The organism is Dokdonia sp., from assembly GCF_039945015.1.
GTDB lineage: Bacteria > Bacteroidota > Bacteroidia > Flavobacteriales > Flavobacteriaceae > Dokdonia.
Window position 1 is genome coordinate 65,301 of the sequence record NZ_JBDUXP010000021.1, and the last position, 18,102, is coordinate 83,402.

Below are 18,102 nucleotides of genomic sequence, written 5' to 3' on the forward strand. Positions count from 1 at the left end.
TTTTATATTTTTCGAATAGTTCGAGTTCTCCCGCTCTCTAAATGGTACAATTCTATTTTGTTATTGATATATGATTTTATCAGCCAGTTATTATTATTTCCTAGGCGCAAAATTCCATCATTAATATTCCAAGTAAAATTGGTTTTAATGTTTTTGTTATAAACTCTATACACTTTACCATTCTGACTGATAGTCCACGTTGCATTTTCATTTACAACTTCCCATTTACCAAGCATTTGATTAACTGTAATTGAGTAAGGATTAATAATTTTAGTACTATTTTTAATGTTTTGATTTTCAAACTTTAAAGATTTAATTTTATTTTGAAGATTTTTAATTTTTCTTAAATCATCTGATTTATATTTTGTTATTATTCCTATGACATTATTCAGACTATCAATTTGTTTCTCATTATTTTCAGTAATCTTCTTTAATTTCTTAGAGTTTTTATAAGAAATAGAATCAATTAAAGATTGATTTGTTTTACTATCAGAATTATCTTTTTTTGCCACTTCATTTAAATCATTGTAAATTTTCTCTTTCTCTTTCTCTTTCTCTTTCTTTTCAACTTTTTTTAGATTTGAATAGTCCAATGCCTTAAGGCCAAAAGAAGAAAACGTTATTGTAAACGAAATTATAAGTGCTAAATAAGTTAATACAGTCCAGATCCAGTTTTTTGATAGTACTTTCCATTCATATTCTAATATATCGGCTAATTTTGAAGGATTTTCGTCTGCAGGAATCCAAATTGCCATAGGAATATAAAAGATTTGCCCGAAAAACAATAAATACTTTTTACAAAACTCGAATAAAGCATCTAAAAAGACATTAGTATAATCTTTATTTGCAAATGCTGATTGAATTGCAGCTAAAGTAGTTAATCCTATATATCTTATAACTTGCACAGGGACTATTATGACTCCAATAATTAGATAAAATATAAGGATGAGAAATGTAACCAATAATAGAATTGGTGTTATAATAATTAGTTTGATTAGAAAAAATAAAACACTTTTGATGACTTTCTCCATATTGTTATGTTTTACTTATTGCTAACGAATTTTATAAATGAAATTTAAAGTGTTAAAAAGCTCTAATTTTAGATTAATACAGAGCCAAATTTCACCAAAAAGTACAAAATAATTATTATATGCTTTTGTGGGTCAAATAATTATGAGATTAAATTAATACTCAAAATTCAATCTCTCCAAACAAATCTGAGTAAATAATTGGTTCTATTGCTTTGGGATTATAGGTAAATGATTTTCCTTGAGCATACAATTCTCTAGTTACGGTATGAGCTTTAAAATCCTCTTTTATAGAGCCAAACATCATGAGTTCTGTGATAGCATTTTTATCAAGATCATTTCTAAGCCAGTGAAAGGGATCATCTAGTACTAATGGCATTCTAGCATCAAGCTTTTTTTTATAGTTTAACTTATTGTTGTGTATTTCTTGGAATTGGTTATTACCTTTTACTGTGATAATGGAGGCCGTGTATAGTTCGTCTTCATTTTCAGTGTAAATCCCAGCAAATGCAAATAATTTATGTCCTTCTAAATAACAATATACGGGATAGCTTTGTTCGCCTCTTCTATGCGGTTCAAAGAAACCATCAGCGAGTATAAGGCATCGATTTTTAAATATAGAATCGCTCCAGGATTTAAAAGTAAATACTTTATCATCTCTAGTATTTAAGTTGTCAAATTTAATGGGTTTACCGTCTCCAGAGATAAGCTCTTCATAAGGAATTAATCCCCATCTAGCAGGAACGATCTTATTTGCATTTTCTTGAGGAATGATAAAGACATTCTCATGATTAAACCCATTATTATGAAAAGTGGGCTCATACACCAATGGCGGATCTACAAACAAATCTGTTTGAGTATGAAAATCCGACAATTGATGTTCTTTCTTTGATAGGGACAAAGCGTAGCACATACTCCAAAATTAGGGAATATTTGACAAATCGTTTAATAATGATTCTTAGGTAATTATGTGTTTCTTCATTTTTTTTCTTTTCTAAACTAGCGCAAAGGGTAAATAGTGACCAATAGTGTCCGCTTCGCTTCGCAAAGTAGCCCCCCCCTCTATAGTAACCCTCATATTTACACTCATAATTACATGTTCTGATACATAATGAACCGTAAATGATGGTAAAAAAGAATCCCTCCCCCTATGATAGATACATTCCTAAAAGTGATTGTAAAGAGAGATCACTAGGTACGGGCGATACTTTTCATACCGTAACTATGATGCAATCATGGGTGACAGCGTATAGCAATCACGTAAAACGTCTTGCTCCAATACTTAAAAAAAGTACCCTACCCGCAACTATAGCGAGTATACACCATTTTTTACACAGCAACATTGCATATAAGGCAGATGGAGCATTACAGGTTATAAAGTCTCCAGCATGTGCATGGGCAACCCGTAACACACCATCGTCCGATTGTAAAACATTTTCGGTGTTTGCTTCTTGCCTTTTGTCACAAATGGGGGTACCCCATGCGATACGTCAAGTACGGCAACCGAGTTTTCATCCAGAAAAATGGACGCATGTATATGTAGTTGTTCCTGTAGATCAAAATGATCGTGATATAACAGGATATTATTATGTGCTAGATGGCACAGTATCAAACAATAGTGAAGTTTATTTTTTAGAAAAAAAAGACGAGTTTATGAAACTTAATCATATAGGACTAGCAGGAACAGATTCATCAAGTGGAAACACTAACGAAGAAACGATAGAAGAAGTTGCAGAGAAAATACAAGACTCAGCATGGTATAATAGAACTTTTGGAGCTGTGTTTGCGAACGGCTGGGATTTTAGCTGTTTTGGATCTTCTCTCAGTCCAGCAGAGGCAAAGTCTAATCATGAGATAGATATGCCTTTTATATTAGAAAATTCAGGGATTAAAAATAATCCATCGGTAGCTAATATAAATAAATATATGCTTGATTTAGACATATACATATTAGCAATGCAGGTACTACAAAGAGATAAGTTTGTAGAATGTACTCGTGATGGTGGCCAGTTAGCAGAGCAGCTTTTAATAGCGTTTAAAAAAGTAATGTTAGGTGCAATAGGGGGTACTCTCGCAGGGCAAGGTAAAGAGTTAGTAGAAACAGGGACAAGACAAGTACCAGGAGAACACCGTTTAAAAAATAAGTCAGGACAAGGGGGAGGTACATTTCGTTTAGATGAAACAATTATTGCGAAGGTATATGCTATCCGTAATTTTTCTGATCCAGCACCAAGGCCAATAACTACACCAAGGCCAACAACTACATCAATGCCAACAACTCCTACAAGGCCAACAACTTCTACAACACCTCCAACAAAACCAAAACCAACACCTCCAACAAAACCAAGACCATCAACCCCATCAAAACCAACAAATCAAGGGCCAAAACCAAATCCACCTCAAAAAGCAGGCGTAGGTAAAGTAGTAGGGGGGCTTTTAATAGCTGGAGTAGCCTATGCAGCATATAAATCACAGAAAAACAAAAAATAAGAATGGATACATATAAATATCAATTAGGACTTGGCAAAAAATGCGGTTGGTTTTGTAGAAATTGGAAAAAGATTGCTGGAGCTGCTGCTGCTGTTATTGGAGGACCTGTAGGGATAATAATAGGTATTGCCATTCAAGCAATACCAGATCAACAAGATAAGTTCTCTTCCCAAACAGAATTTTCACCAGCGATAGATAATCAGTTAGATAGCTGGGCAAAACAAAGATTTAATAAATGGTTTGAACGTAAGCTTTTGATTTTTCAAGGCAAAAAGACTCGAAGTCAATTATTACATATTGATACAATCAAGTTAGTTAACAACAATCTTAATGAGATGCAAAACCTTGTTAAGTACTATCAAGTTAAAGCCAAAGGAGAGGACCTTAATTATGCAAAATCGATTGTCATTAAAGATGCTATAATAGAGTATAAAGATTTGTATGTAAATGCACTAGCGAGTGTAGGAGGTAAAATATATGTTGGGACTACCCCTGTAAGTACTAGAGCTATATTAAATGGTCCAGATATAATAAACTGGAATGGTAAATCATATACAATAGAAGTACCTTTTTTTAGCAGTAAACCTGTAAATACAATAGTACTACCTCCAGTAATTAATCCAGGGGATTCACCACATGATGGAGGTATAAAGCCTACCAAACCTATTACAGACATTATAAGACCAGTTATACCTATTACTGCTTTACCTGATTTTCAAACACCTCCATTTAGACCAGAAAATAATAAACCAATAGTGAAGCCAAGACCAACTGGGCAAGTCACAAAACCAGTAACTAAACCAACGGTACAGACTACAAAACCAGCAATGCCTACAATAGTGATTGATCTTCCAAAAAAGAAATCAAACACTATTCTAAAAGGTCTACTAGCGTTAGCAACTGTAGTTGGAATAAGTAAGGCTATGACAGCCAAAAAGAAAAAGTAACCTTTTAAAAACCACAATTAAGTAATTTTTTAACCCATAATAAATAAATATGAAAACTGATAAAATTAATCAAAAAAATGTTGTAGGAACAGCTTTAAAAGTTGCAGGTCTTATAGCAGGTTTTATGGTAAGTGGCGCTGCTGGTGCAGTTGTACCACAAGAATACAAAATGGTAGGACAAATAGGCGGAGCATCAGTTGGTGCCCTTGGAGCAATCGTACTTCCAGATGATGGAGGTTTACTCTCTGTAGGTAAGTATGCAGGGGTGGGAATGGTAGCTCGTGAGGCTTATGGTGCCGTAGTAAAACTCTCGGGTGTAAAAGCATTACCAAGTAAACAAGGATTTACAATGAGCGAAAAACTATTGTACGGATCATTAGGCCTTGCCTGTCCAGATGATAGCTGTGGAGGTCATTATACAGACTATATGGATTATGGACAGGATTCCACCGCCTTAAACATGGCATATAATGAGAGCCAAGAGTACTACGAACTAGAAGGGAACCCAGCCGTAGGAATGTACTAGAAAATATCTATTAACTACACTTTGAACAATAAAATTAATAATAAATAAAAATATTATCATGAATAATACACCACAATTAATGCTTGATGCGTCTGGTTTTATTAAAGAAAATGCGACTCAAGGAAATTTTCAAGGAACATTAAATCAAGACATCATTGGTGATCGTGTTCGTTTAGTTCCACACACTTTACACATACGTCAAAACATTACGGGAGCGTCTAGTACATACCCTCTTTTAGAATCAAAAACAGATTTTGTAAAAGGGGTCGTTAACATTCAAAATCGAAAATTTGATACAGATGAAGTTTTTGTAGCCAATGGAATAAGAGTAGGATATAGTGCTGCTGCTGTTGATGCAAACCCAGGATCTCTTAATTACTCAACTGCGCTACCTGGTACACTACGTAATGGAACACTAATTATACGTCAGAGTAATCGTGAGATTTTACGTCTGCCTATTGCTGATTTAACAGCTAGAGGTATAAAACAATCTCCTGAGGAGTACTATAAACCATTACCTGGCTTTATTTATTTTGTAAATGGACAGCGTTTTGAAATAGAAATTGAATTTCCAGAAGATCTTGTACTTGCTGAAGGTGCTGTTGCTGCTTCATCAAACCACTTTTTTGAAATTATGATAGGTGGTCAAATCACACGTCTTAAATCAAAATAAACCACACTTTTTTATATAAATCTAAAACCGCCTAGCCTAGTTTAGGTTAGGCGGTTTTTTTAATACAAAATATCGATGGATCAATTAAATTATAAAAGAGAACAACGATCAGTCATTGCTACAATTCCCGTAGGAAGTAATCAAATATCTGTAAACATGGATGACTTACCTAAAGGAGATCGCCTATTTGTAGGAGGAGTACATAGGCCTGCACAAGATGGATTGGTGCGAGTTCGTATAGATCGTAATGGTGATACTATCCTTAAGACAATGGATATTACCTGGCTTGATGGTGGAATTGGTTCTTTTGAACAACGGGCATTTGAAATAGCTGATAATGGAGGTTCTCGCCTTGATGTAATGATATCTACTACAAATATAGTAGCTACAACTGATCTTGTTGTAGAACTTGTATTTGTGATATGGATAAACAAGTCTTGTTAAGTCCGCTTCAGTAAAATTATTAAACAAAATCAATATGGCAAGGAGCTCAAAAATAGCTGACATTTTAATCGCTAATGATGATGAACAATTTAGATTAAATAGTTGGGATGAGTGCCAGTTTGTAAACACAGGTACTTGTGATGTAACTGTAATGGGTTTGCCTCTTAAACCTCTTTCTACGGTAAGATTCGGAGGTAATGGGAATGTACTAAATGACACAGTATCTATTGTTTTTGATAAGTCTAAAAAAGGACTAAAAAAAGAATTAAGATGTGTATATGAGGTGTCACATTATATTTCAGAAGAATGCTAGAAATTATGAAACCGAAAATAGAAGATTATATACTGTGGCTCAATGAGCAAAAGTCCAATCTTATACAATTGTATTTTGCTCCTAGTCTCCCTATCAATAAATGCAAATATAGTAATGCTCGATTACTAGATGAACATGAAGGTAATATTATGAATTTGTTGGAACACGTAAAAACGAAGTATCCAGAGATTGATAAAATTTATATTCAGAAACTACAAAAAAAAGCAGGTGCATTTGTAAATAGACAAGAATTGCATTCATATGATTTGGTAGATAACCGCGAAAGTGCAAACACTCCACAAAATCTTAATCAAAATACTATAAGCCCACCAGCTATTGTATCACATGTTCCTACTTCGAACTTGGGACTTATGGGGCAAATGGGGTTAAGTATGCCTCAAATTATGAGTATGCATACTGCACAGGCGCAATTACCAAAAATAGAGGCAGAATGTGCAAGATTAGAACGTAAGTGTGAAAATTTAGAAAAAGAAAATAAAACTTTAGAACGCGAGAATATGCGTTTTTCATTAGGTATAGAAGGTAAACCTGGTGCGTTCGAATCGGCAATTGATAAAATCACAGATAACCCCGAAGGATTTGGAACTATTATAGCTTCCATTGCGGAAGCTATTCAAAAAAATAAAGCTGCTACTCCTGGACTAGCGCAAGCACAAACAAATAGTAATCTTAAAAATAGTGTAATTAATTTTTTTGCACAGGAAACTACTACAGAAGAAGCTGCTATTTATGGCTTTAATGTAGCTAAAGCAATACTTAATAATAACACAGCATTAAAAGAAGATTTACAAAAACATTTCCCACCTAAAACAACATAAAAATGGCACAGACAATTACAATCGAAGGTACAGACATAGTAAGCGAAGAGTTACGAGTAGATGCAATGTTAATCATAAACAAATTAAGTGATAAAGAACTTACACGACTTAGTCAGCTTGCTGGTAGTGAAAAAGCAAAAGGTTATTTGAATGACAAATGGGCTATGCTTAAAAAAATAGCATTATAAGAGATGGTAACACTAACAATAGCACAAAAGGAAAAAGCAAAGAAACTAACAGATAAAGCGAAATTAAAAGCAAATCAGCTTGCTGTTAAAGCAAAAGAGCAAGCAAAAAAAGTTGGAAAAACCGCTATAGAAAACCCTAAAGAAACAGGATATATAGTTGGAGGTATTGCTTTATTGATTGGTGTTATATACTTAGGTAATAAGCTTATAAAAAGAGTTGATAGTTTTTTTGATGGAGATCCAAATATTGAAGATCAAATAGGGCTTGATTTAAGAATAAAAAACCCTACGATTTCGAGCGATATGGCTACAAATTTTGCATCACAATTACTAGATGCAATGAATGATAAGGCTCCGTTTTATGGAACAAATGAAAAGCTTGTAGAGGCGGTGTTTGATAAACTTAAAAATGGAGATGATTTTAAAAGGGTTGCATCAAAATTCGGATTAAAAGATTATAACGGTTACAACTCTCCTCCTACAGGTGTTTTTTCAAATTTTGATAGCTACGAGCTAAGAAATTTAATCTATTGGTTAATTAAAGAGATTCACCCTGTTACTGATAGAAGTTTGTATAATAAAATAAAGTCTCGTGTAGAAAGTGCGGGTCTTGTATTTGCTTAAAAAAGATAATTATGTTTAGATTAACCACACTTCCATTCCTAAAAAAAGACATAATTGTACTAGATGAATTTGGTCACCCTCTACCCAATGTAAATATTCTTTTTTCAAATGGTCAAGGCACTATTACGGATAGTAATGGTAGGGCAACTGTAAAAGCAGTTTTTATAACTCAGATTCTTACTTTTTCTCATATTGGATTTGGCACTGAGAGTATTGCATTTAAGGATATAGAACCAGTAGTAACACTTATATCTGAGACAACTTCACTAGATGAAGTAATAATTATAGCCACAAAGCCAAAACCAAAACCGACGCCACCTCCAAAGTCGAAACCAAAAAGCCAATGGTGGATATACCCAGTATTAGCAGTTGCTGCATTAGGTATTATTAAAGTAGCAACTCCTAAAAAATCACCTAAGCGTAAAATTAAAATGTAATCATGGCATTACCTACAGATAACCGCTACCTATTTTTTACGGATAAAATCCGCGCAAAGGCTATGCAATATGGCATACCTGTTGAAATAGGGGTTTGGCAATTATGGCAAGAAAGCCGTTATAAGACTGATGTAGTGTCATCGGCTGGCGCTATTGGTATTGCTCAATTCATTCCTGCGGCTGCACAAGATTATAAAGTAGATCCATATGATGTAGATAGTAGTATAGATGGGTGGGGGCGTTATATGCAAAGCCTTTATAAGCGTTTTGGACGTTGGGATCACGCCCTAGCTGGTTATAATGCAGGACCAGGGAATGTAATAAAGTATAAGGGGGTACCCCCATTTAAAGAAACACAGCATTATGTAGAATATATCCTTACTCAATCTGGATATAACCCCACTACAGGAAAGAAATCAAATAATATAAAACCTTTATTGATTGTCTCAGGTATTTCTATTGCCTTATTGACTTGGTTTAAATTTAAAAAGAAGAAAAAGTATGCCAGATTATGATCCAAATATAGTAGGTGTAACGGTTGGACCACAGGGTCCACAAGGAATTCAAGGAGAACAAGGTCCACAAGGAATTCAAGGTCCAGAGGGTATAGCTGCTGATATCTCAAGTAAGCTTGATAAAGGCACATACAATGGTACTGCTAGTGATATTGTTGCTAGTCAACAAGCTGCCAATAACGGAGAACAACCGTTTCAATCTCTCGCTGAAGCTAATACATTCTATAGCGAAAACCCTCCAATTGAAGATGTTTTATTTGTCATATCATCTACAAATGGAGTTGATGCAGGGCATTGGAAAAGAATTGCAGCGGGTAATATAAATCAGTTTGAGCGTAAATTTCCAAGCATAGGTGAATTCACTAAAGAAGTTATAGGAAAAAACATTGCTGATAAAAACAAAATCATATCTGGGCAGGTATATTCACCATCAAGCCAAGCATTATCCAATAACCCCCTATGGAGGGTTTTAGGTCCTACACCTGTAGTTGGTGGGCAAACATACACACTTTCGGGTATAGATCCAGGAGTTACGGGAATAGGAGGATTTCCCAACTCGACAGATACAACAGGAGGAATAACCATACCTGCCATAAATGGTACTTTTACAATCCCATTAGTAGGAATTACTCATATTGTAGCCAACATTACTAACGCCAATGTAGATACGTATAATGATACTATATTATTGGAATTGGGTCCAATAGCTACTACATATGAAGCATTCACAATTACTACTGTAGTAAAAAATAGTTCTTTTGAAACTCCTGCATTAAAAAGAGATTATTTAATAGAAGATATCTCTCACAATCTTATAAACCCATCAGATATAAATTACTTAGAGAGATACAGTACGGGAACTGGTCTTTTTACAGGAGATATACTAGGTATTGCTTTTTCGGGGTATATTAAGGTTCAAGAAGGTTGTTTTTATGCAGTTTCTGGAGAAGCTATTTTTTCAAATGAAAATGGATTTCAAGGAGGGTATTTTGCAAATTTTGGAGATACAACAAGTCTTCAAAATATTATTTTTTCTCCTCCACCTACAGGATCTGGACAAGTATTTCAAGTTCCTACAGGATTGGGAATACAGTATGTGGGATTAAATCTTCGTAAATTAAATGATAGTCCATTAGCAACATCATTACAGGGGGTTGCGAAATTGGAAAAAGGAGAAGTAGCAACAGCCTATCAACCTTTTTTATTAAGACCGTTAGTAAAAGAAGAATTACTGCCTACTACTCAAGCAGTTGGTATATCGGCAACTCTTAATGCAGAATCATGGTACCAATTTACAGAGGGAGGGCAAAAGACCAATATTTTAACTGAAAAAGCGCCAATTTTTAGAAATCTTTGGAATACCAAAAACATCAAAGATATAGTTGTTTTAGGGACGGGGACTAGTCTAACATCAAGAACTATACATTGTACAGATCATCTTAATGCAACTTCAAGACCACCATTAATGCACTCTAATAATATGCCTTCTCTTTTATGGGATAAGATGTCTAGGGGTTGGTACCAGCAATATCGCCGTTATGACTTTCCAGACTTTTTCACGGAGACAGGTAGCTTTCAAACAGCATATAATGTAGCTGAATGGGATGACTCTATAGCGAGGGAAGGCTTCACACGATATTCTGCATCAACAGGTGCTAGCGTGTCTTTTGATGTGCCAGTTGGTGCTTGGCAATTTAATTTTATATTAAGAACAGATAGTATAGGTGTGTCTGATAACATCATAACACTTACTCAGGGTAATGATTTTATGGAGGCTTATGATGAAATAGATGATACCTGGAAGGAAGCTAATAATTTTGTGTTTTCCATGAGGGAAAGTACGCCAGTATTAAGTGATATAAATGTTCCGCTAGCTAGTACTGGAGAAATGGTGTCTCGTAATATTACAACAAAATCAAACACTCACTATCAGAAACGTCTTAAAATGCGCTGTAAAAGTGGGTTAATTGACAGTCGTAATTCGATTAAGAATGTATCTATAACTGCACAAACATCAGGTAGATTTATGTTTTGGGGAGTTGAGTGGTCAGAGCGTCAGTATATGATCACTTATATTAACTCAGCTCGTGGTGGATGGAATAGTGATGCAACAACTACCGTTGGACTTCCAAGGGTAGCAGATAATGAAGTTCATAGGTATAAACCTGATTTGCTATTGTTTGAATTGCCAATACATAATGATGGTGCTGCTGCTGGAGGTGGACAATTAACAGGGCAATTTGAAAGATTAACTGATCACTATGTATTTAGATCAGATTATGATCTGTCAATAAAAACTAGATCGCAATTCTTTGGATATAATCCAGAAATTATAATGTTCACATCTACAATAGCTGTCAATTTTGGAGGGATAAACGAAGATGGAACATTAAAACTAGTAGAGCAATCAGATGGAAAAATGGTGACCGCTTTAGATGAGTTCAATGAGGCATATGATTGGGTTTTACGTATTCATCCAGAAGTAGGTATAGTTAATTGTGCACAGAGATGGTTTGATGCAGCAAATGCAATATTCAATGGTAATATTCGAAACGCGACTATAGCAAGCGGTCAATCTGGAATCACTTTTACATCAGATGGGGGCCATCCTAATGATAGAGGAAGTAAAGTTTTAGCAAATCCATTACTTTCAATATTTGATAACCTGTGACCACTTTTATAAAAAGCCTCCCTTCCTTAATATCTACAATCATCTATGAAAAACTTTTTAACAGATAACTGGCAAGCAATTATCATAACGATTATAGCCCCTGTGGTTGCCTTTTTTGCAGGTAAAAAAAACAGGAAAATAGGACAAGATAAAGCTGGAGCATCTGCGCTAACAGCGATGCAAGAATCCTATGCAAAATGGGTAGAAGATCAGGAGGAACGACATGATTTTTTAAAAGATGAATTAAAAACCCTCCAGAATTCCCAAGAAGCCATTAAAGAAGAATTAAAGATGTGGAAAGAAAAGTATACAAATCTCCAAAAGGAATTTAATACATATAAAACAAGTCATTAACGATATAAAAGCTTTTGAGATGAAAGACGAAAAAACAATTAAACGTATCGCTTTAATGCATCCTATCGTAAGAGGAGAAGTAGAATGCATGTATGACCAGATGTCTAATGCCTTAACATCTCCATATGTTAAATTACGTTTTTCAGATACATTAAGAACCCATAATAGACAAAATGAACTTTATGCAAAGGGTAGATCTACACCAGGAAGAAAGGTTACTTGGGTAAAAGGGGGCTACTCTTATCATAATTATGGACTTGCATTTGATATTGTGCTACTTATAGATAAAGATCGTAATGGTAGCTTTGAAACGGCCAGTTGGGACACTGTTTTTGATGGAGATCATGACGGCGTTTCTGATTGGTTAGAAGTTGCTAAAATAGCAAGCCAATATGGATGGAAGTGGGGCTTAATAAATAGTAAAGGTAAACGGTATGATTTGCCACATTTTCAAAAAACGTTTGGTTTTAAAGCTAGCGAATTAAAGAAACTACCAACAGACGGAAATGGTTATCCAATATTAAAAATGGCTTCATGAAAAATACTTTTTCTATAATAAAAACGGCTTTGCTTTTTATAACAATAGTATTCTTACAAAGTTGTGACATTACTAAACGCGCTGTAAAATCAAAAATAGAAACTGAAAAACAAACTAATACAGATACCAAAGTAGATAAAGTAAATGAGTCTAAAACAATCACAGAGCGTAAGGTAGAAGGAGGTAATATACGTACACAAATTATTCCTGAAAAAGATCGTGAACGTGATGATACTGGAGCGATAAAAGAATTAGTACAAGAAATTAAAGAAGGAGGTCTTACTAAAACTGTTATTTACAAACAAGATGGTAGTGTAGATGTAGACTGTAGACTTGCTGAAATGTTTGAACGCATCGAGCAGGAAAACGTAGAGCGTGATAACTCAATTATTACCATAGTAGAGAATTTAGAAGAGCAAATAAAAAGTAAAGACTCAGAAAAAACAGAGAAGGTAAACACCTCTTTTATATGGGCAGGTATGATAGGGATCTTATTGGTATTTATAACAGCTCTTTTTCTTTTTTATAAACTTATCAATAAGCGTTTTGCAACAATAGAATCAAGAATAGCTTAATGTCAAAAACAAATCATCATATCAATATAGTTAAGATGATCATTTGTTTATTACTAGCAATTTTGTTGTTTGTGATTTTGCTTATGACTCCAATGAGATAATTGAAACAGTAACAGAGATATATTATTATGACTACCAGAGATGAATTTTATGGACTTAATGGAGCGACAGTAACTAAGGAATATTTAGAAACTCTTTCTGGTCGTTTATATAAAGATCAAGCCTATGATGAAGCTAGAAGGGCAGCATACACAGCTTCTATTATGGGTGATGATGAAGTAGAGATCGAGATCAGACCCCAAGGACTTGCTGGTCCTTCCCAAAATGATCTTTTAAAAAAAGCACTTAATGATTGTGGTAGACTTAAACCTGGATATAAATTTTTAAAAGGAGGTAGGATTGTATATGTACTTAGAAGGCTTCACAAAAAAGGAGGTTTTGTATGGTTAACACAAGATTATAAAGGTCATGTTAAAGGGAAAAGGGGTAAAGTGACGGAGTACGCAACATCAGCCATCCACAATTATGTATATGTTATATGTTTTGAAGATGAAACAAGCGAAGAAATACCAGAAAAACATCTAATTTCTTTTAAGAAAAAACCTAAAGATTATAGAGAACATAAAACAAATATTAGTTCAGGACTTAAAGGGTTTAACACTTCATTACTTCCAAATGATGATCCAAATGATTTTTATGGTTTGTCTTATGTCCCTTATTATTTGGATAATGAAGAGATAGGACTTGCAAAAGGGGTTTCTCCAGATGAGATATATGAGTATATTACAAAGATCATTATTGAAACTATAGAGGTTTCAGGTCATTTACCATGGCAGCGTAGTTGGGATAAAGGGATTACCATTTGGGATGGGAAACAAGCTGTAAACTATGATAGCAAAAAACCATATCGAGGGATTAATTATTGGTTTACAAATTTTAAAATTGTCTTAGAAAAAGGAAAACGAAAATTAGTGCCTAGAGATTTGACTAATCCTTATTTTCTTACGTTTAATCAAATTAAAAAACACAAAGGAACTCTTAAAAAAGATAGTAAAGGAATACGTGTATTTTACTTTACTAAGCTATATACGCATACTGAGGAATTACCTGGAGGTAAAAAACTTTCTATTAGTACTTATGACAAAAAGAAATACTTATCATGGCTTAAAAAGAATCAAGCCAAAATAAAGACATCTTCTATTGAAAGATTGGCCAATAGTTATATTCCTATTTTAAAATATTACAATGTTTTTCATGGAGCCGATGTTACTGGTATAAAATGGGACGCGTTTAAAGAAAACAAAAACCCTAAACTCCCTACAAAGGAACGGATCCAGATTGCTGAAAACATTATAAAGAAAATGCCTAATGTTCCTGAGATTCTTTTTCAAGGAAATCAACCAGCATATTACCCTTCTTTTGATCACGTCCGGATGACTCCTATAGAAGCTTTTAAGAGTGAGCAAGAATACTATGCAACCTTATTTCATGAGCTGATACATAGTACGGGGCATACTTCAAGATTAAATAGATTTACAGGAGTAAAAAGTACTAAAAAAGAATATGCTTTTGAAGAATTAATTGCCGAGATGGGCGCTGTGTTCTTGTGTGCTGAGAGTGGTATTTTGTTTTCTGTGATTAATAATAGCGCTTCCTATCTGGCTGGATGGAATAAGAGGCTTGTAGGGAAACTTAAAAAAGACAACCGCTACTTTTTTAGAGCTTCTAGTAAAGCACAAGCTGCTACAGATTATATCTTGTATAGAGACAAAGAAGGTGTACCGGCATATTTGAAAGTCAAACCTAAAAAAAATATTCAGAAACCTACTCCTACAAAAAATAAATCTAAACAATTACAACTAGGGCTAAAAGGAGAGAAAACACAATTCATTAAAAAAAACAAAACTATTATAAGTAATAATATTGAGGGTTTACGATCTATGAGTGAAAAACCTCAAAAGTCCCCACTTTGGGAGATAGCAGGGGAAACGGGTAAATTTTTAGGTAATGTAGAACGTAAGAATAAAGAGAGTGTTGTTGTAATTTTAAGTACACCCAAAGGAACTGGCAAAACTACAAGTGCATATAAATGGATCAATGACTTTGCGTTAAATGATGATGTTCTTTTTGCTTCACTAGAAGAACACCAAGAAAGTAATCTAGCTACAGATAAAGAAGATAAGTACATTGAAGAAAGTAGGAAATCTAGGATTAGAACAACTTCAGATATCCCTAATAAACAGGTCCTTTATGATTGGATAGAATTGCATGATGTGATCATTTTTGACAGTTGGCAGAAATTGATTGCAATTTTGGGTAAGCTTGATCTTGATCTTGATTTTAGAAAGCGTTTTAATGGGAAGATATTTGTCTTTATTGTTCAACAAACGGTTGACGGAAAAGTAAAAGGGGGTGCCTCTCTTAGTTTTGATGGAGATATCATTGTTATGGGATGTAAAGGGGAATCTTTTAAAGACAATTACCTATACTTTGATAAGAATAGATACACTAGAATTGATCTTGATAAAATAAGATACAATATAGAGAGTCATAAGACATTTAATCCCAAAGAGCCTAAAACAGCAAATAATAGAGACACACAACCTCCAGTGCAATCAAAAGACAGTTGGTTATCGGTATCATAAAACTGCTTTGATTACTGAAAGTCCCTGTGACATATTTACAGGGACTTTAACTGAAGAAAATATTAATTAGCTGAGTTTGATTAGGGAGTTACCAGAATTAGGGATCTGGTAACATAAACCCTCGCTATATGCGAGGGTTTATTATTTTAAATATTAATTGATTTCTCTTTTATAATAAGAGTAAAATATCAACGATAATATCAACTAAAATAAAAACCCCCTGTTTTTACAGGGGGTTTCGTAGTATATTGTGACCTCGACAGGATTCAAACCTGTAACCTCTTGAGCCGTAATCAAGTGCGCTATTCAGTTGCGCCACGAGGCCTTTATTATTCCAAAACAAAAAATATTTATTTGTTTGTTTCGGGGTGCAAATATATTTCTTTTTATCTTGCCAACAAACACTTTTTTATAAAAAAATGAAACTTACAAACTACATACGTGATATACAGGATTTTCCGACAAAAGGAATTATTTTTAAAGACATTACTCCTTTATTAGGAGATCATAACGCTTTCGCGAAAGCTGCCCAAGAACTTTTAGAACTAGTAGGTGATGTACACATAGATAAAGTAGTAGGGGTGGAGTCTAGAGGCTTCTTTTTTGGGGGTATTCTCGCCGAAAAATTAAACGCAGGGTTTGTTCCTGTGCGCAAGCCTGGAAAACTACCTTATAAAACAGTATCACAAAGTTATGCGTTAGAATATGGTACCGACACATTAGAAATTCACGAAGATGCCATACAACCTGGAGATAAAGTATTATTGCATGATGATGTACTTGCCACAGGAGGCACAGCAGCAGCTGTTGTACAACTTATAGAAGCCTTGGGTGGAGAAGTAGTACAATGTAACTTTTTAATCGAACTAGAGTTCTTATCTGGAAAAGATAAATTAAAAGGCCATACCATTGTAGCTGCGATTAAGTATTAATAATACGTTGTTTGTTTAAAAATACGTAGAGAACTCCTTTTTGCTAGATAGAAAATTATAATATGCGTTACGAGAAAATTAAAAATCAATTATTTATAGATAATAGAAATCGTTTTGCTTTAGAAATGAAGCAAAATACCATCGCTATTCTCACTTCCAATGATGTTAAGCATACCAATGCAGATGACGTTATGGGGTTTGCTCAAAATGCTGATTTGTTTTACCTCTCTGGTATTGATCAAGAAGAAACAATTCTGATTGTATATCCTGATGCATATAAAAAAGAAAACAGAGAAATTCTCTTTGTAAAAGAAACCAATGAGCAGATTAAGATTTGGGACGGTGAAAAACTAACAAAAGAGCAGGCTTCAGAAATTTCAGGAGTTAAACGAGTAGAGTGGTTGCATGATTTTGAAAAAATACTACAGCTCATGGCTTTTGAAGCCGATGGATTTTATCTAGGACATAATGAGCATATTAAACGAGTAACAAAAGAACAACAAACCCAACAAGATCGAATGATCTTATGGTGTAAAGAAAAATATCCTTTACACCAATATCATAGAGTAGCAAAAATAACAAGAGCATTACGTCCAGTAAAATCAGAAATAGAGGTTGCATTGATGGAAAAAGCAGTTGCTATTAGTGCAACTTCTTTTACACGTGTATTAAAAAACTGCAAGCCTAGTATTAATGAGTACGAATTAGAAGCAGAACTAGCATATAACCTAATAAAATCTGGAGCATCTCGTCATGCCTTTAAACCTATTGTTGCTTCAGGAAAAAATGCTTGTGCTTTACATTATAACACCAATGATGCTGTTTGTCAGGATGGAGATATGGTATTATTAGATTTTGGTGTCTGTTACGCAAATTATAATAGTGATACAACACGTTGTTTTCCTGTAAATGGAACATTTTCTGAAAGACAAAAGGAAATATATATTTCGGTATTACATTGCTTAAAAGAAGGAAGTAAACTATTAAAACCAGGCGTTCTCCCTTCTGAATATGAAAAGCAAATGGCAAGCTTGGTAGAAATTCAATTAATAAAATTAGGTTTACTAAACGCAGATGAGGTTGCTAGTCAAGATCCAGAAAAACCATTGTATAAAAAATACTTTATGCATGGTACAGCTCATCATATTGGGCTAGATGTACATGACGTAGGATTATATTCTCGACCGTTAGAAGAAGGAATGGTACTAACCTGTGAGCCAGGGATTTACATACCAGAAGAGGGGGTAGGTTGCCGATTAGAAAATGATTACCTGATCACAAATGAAGGCAATCGTAATCTAACAGAAGCAATACCTATTGAAATAGAAGCAATAGAAGCAATCATGAATCATGGATAGTTGAA

The 18,102-nt window shown here is 34.2% G+C and carries 20 protein-coding genes and 1 tRNA gene; 18 read left to right on the plus strand and 3 right to left on the minus strand.

Annotated features, from left to right (window positions below; all coding sequences use genetic code 11):
- Positions 1-2 precede the first annotated feature (2 nt).
- Positions 3-1,031: a hypothetical protein gene (locus tag ABJD27_RS16570; RefSeq protein WP_348173644.1), complete on the minus strand. Its 1,029-nt coding sequence runs from the start codon at positions 1,029-1,031 to the stop codon at positions 3-5.
- 160 nt (positions 1,032-1,191) lie between these two features.
- Positions 1,192-1,929, minus strand: coding sequence for an SOS response-associated peptidase family protein (locus ABJD27_RS16575; RefSeq protein WP_348173642.1), 738 nt, complete (start codon positions 1,927-1,929; stop codon positions 1,192-1,194).
- 221 nt (positions 1,930-2,150) lie between these two features.
- Between ABJD27_RS16575 and ABJD27_RS16580 the strand changes: the two genes are divergently transcribed.
- From ABJD27_RS16580 to ABJD27_RS16655, 16 genes are all read left to right on the plus strand, one after another.
- Positions 2,151-3,518 carry a hypothetical protein gene (locus ABJD27_RS16580; RefSeq protein WP_348173640.1) on the plus strand — a complete coding sequence of 456 codons (1,368 nt, stop codon included), beginning with the start codon at positions 2,151-2,153 and terminating at the stop codon, positions 3,516-3,518.
- A gap of 2 nt (positions 3,519-3,520) precedes the next feature.
- On the plus strand, positions 3,521-4,465 hold the full coding sequence (locus tag ABJD27_RS16585; RefSeq protein WP_348173638.1) for a hypothetical protein: 945 nt from the start codon (positions 3,521-3,523) through the stop codon (positions 4,463-4,465).
- A gap of 49 nt (positions 4,466-4,514) precedes the next feature.
- Complete coding sequence (locus ABJD27_RS16590) at positions 4,515-4,991, plus strand: hypothetical protein (protein ID WP_348173636.1); 477 nt, start codon at positions 4,515-4,517, stop codon at positions 4,989-4,991.
- A gap of 58 nt (positions 4,992-5,049) precedes the next feature.
- Positions 5,050-5,664, plus strand: coding sequence for a hypothetical protein (locus tag ABJD27_RS16595; RefSeq protein ID WP_348173634.1), 615 nt, complete (start codon positions 5,050-5,052; stop codon positions 5,662-5,664).
- A 75-nt stretch (positions 5,665-5,739) separates the two neighbouring features.
- Positions 5,740-6,108 carry a hypothetical protein gene (locus ABJD27_RS16600; protein WP_348173632.1) on the plus strand — a complete coding sequence of 123 codons (369 nt, stop codon included), beginning with the start codon at positions 5,740-5,742 and terminating at the stop codon, positions 6,106-6,108.
- Between the two features lie 34 nt (positions 6,109-6,142).
- Positions 6,143-6,421 carry a hypothetical protein gene (locus ABJD27_RS16605; protein WP_348173630.1) on the plus strand — a complete coding sequence of 93 codons (279 nt, stop codon included), beginning with the start codon at positions 6,143-6,145 and terminating at the stop codon, positions 6,419-6,421.
- A gap of 5 nt (positions 6,422-6,426) precedes the next feature.
- The gene (locus tag ABJD27_RS16610) at positions 6,427-7,260 is read left to right on the plus strand and encodes a hypothetical protein (protein ID WP_348173628.1); all 834 of its coding nucleotides are present in this window, start codon (positions 6,427-6,429) and stop codon (positions 7,258-7,260) included.
- A gap of 2 nt (positions 7,261-7,262) precedes the next feature.
- Positions 7,263-7,448, plus strand: coding sequence for a hypothetical protein (locus ABJD27_RS16615; RefSeq protein ID WP_348173626.1), 186 nt, complete (start codon positions 7,263-7,265; stop codon positions 7,446-7,448).
- Between the two features lie 3 nt (positions 7,449-7,451).
- Positions 7,452-8,072 carry a hypothetical protein gene (locus ABJD27_RS16620; protein ID WP_348173624.1) on the plus strand — a complete coding sequence of 207 codons (621 nt, stop codon included), beginning with the start codon at positions 7,452-7,454 and terminating at the stop codon, positions 8,070-8,072.
- Between the two features lie 11 nt (positions 8,073-8,083).
- Positions 8,084-8,509: a hypothetical protein gene (locus tag ABJD27_RS16625; RefSeq protein ID WP_348173622.1), complete on the plus strand. Its 426-nt coding sequence runs from the start codon at positions 8,084-8,086 to the stop codon at positions 8,507-8,509.
- Between the two features lie 2 nt (positions 8,510-8,511).
- Positions 8,512-9,024: a lytic transglycosylase domain-containing protein gene (locus ABJD27_RS16630; RefSeq protein ID WP_348173620.1), complete on the plus strand. Its 513-nt coding sequence runs from the start codon at positions 8,512-8,514 to the stop codon at positions 9,022-9,024.
- Complete coding sequence (locus tag ABJD27_RS16635; protein WP_348173618.1) at positions 9,011-11,695, plus strand: hypothetical protein; 2,685 nt, start codon at positions 9,011-9,013, stop codon at positions 11,693-11,695. The genes ABJD27_RS16630 and ABJD27_RS16635 overlap by 14 nt, the downstream gene beginning before the upstream one ends.
- 45 nt (positions 11,696-11,740) lie before the next feature.
- The gene (locus tag ABJD27_RS16640) at positions 11,741-12,049 is read left to right on the plus strand and encodes a hypothetical protein (RefSeq protein ID WP_348173616.1); all 309 of its coding nucleotides are present in this window, start codon (positions 11,741-11,743) and stop codon (positions 12,047-12,049) included.
- Positions 12,050-12,068: 19 nt separating this feature from the next.
- Positions 12,069-12,587 (plus strand): M15 family metallopeptidase, encoded by a 519-nt coding sequence (locus tag ABJD27_RS16645; RefSeq protein ID WP_348173614.1) that lies wholly within the window; start codon positions 12,069-12,071, stop codon positions 12,585-12,587.
- Entirely contained in the window at positions 12,584-13,162 is a 579-nt protein-coding gene (locus ABJD27_RS16650; RefSeq protein ID WP_348173612.1) for a hypothetical protein, read from the plus strand. The genes ABJD27_RS16645 and ABJD27_RS16650 overlap by 4 nt, the downstream gene beginning before the upstream one ends.
- A gap of 128 nt (positions 13,163-13,290) precedes the next feature.
- Complete coding sequence (locus tag ABJD27_RS16655; RefSeq protein WP_348173610.1) at positions 13,291-15,807, plus strand: zincin-like metallopeptidase domain-containing protein; 2,517 nt, start codon at positions 13,291-13,293, stop codon at positions 15,805-15,807.
- A gap of 251 nt (positions 15,808-16,058) precedes the next feature.
- On the opposite strand, the gene ABJD27_RS16660 is transcribed toward ABJD27_RS16655, so the two are convergent.
- Positions 16,059-16,132: transfer RNA gene (locus tag ABJD27_RS16660), tRNA-Arg, on the minus strand.
- 94 nt (positions 16,133-16,226) lie between these two features.
- On the opposite strand from ABJD27_RS16660, the gene ABJD27_RS16665 reads away from it, so the two are divergent.
- Together ABJD27_RS16665 and ABJD27_RS16670 are read left to right on the plus strand one after the other, a co-directional pair.
- Complete coding sequence (locus ABJD27_RS16665; RefSeq protein ID WP_348173608.1) at positions 16,227-16,739, plus strand: adenine phosphoribosyltransferase; 513 nt, start codon at positions 16,227-16,229, stop codon at positions 16,737-16,739.
- A gap of 62 nt (positions 16,740-16,801) precedes the next feature.
- Complete coding sequence (locus tag ABJD27_RS16670; protein ID WP_348173606.1) at positions 16,802-18,097, plus strand: aminopeptidase P family protein; 1,296 nt, start codon at positions 16,802-16,804, stop codon at positions 18,095-18,097.
- Positions 18,098-18,102 lie beyond the last annotated feature (5 nt).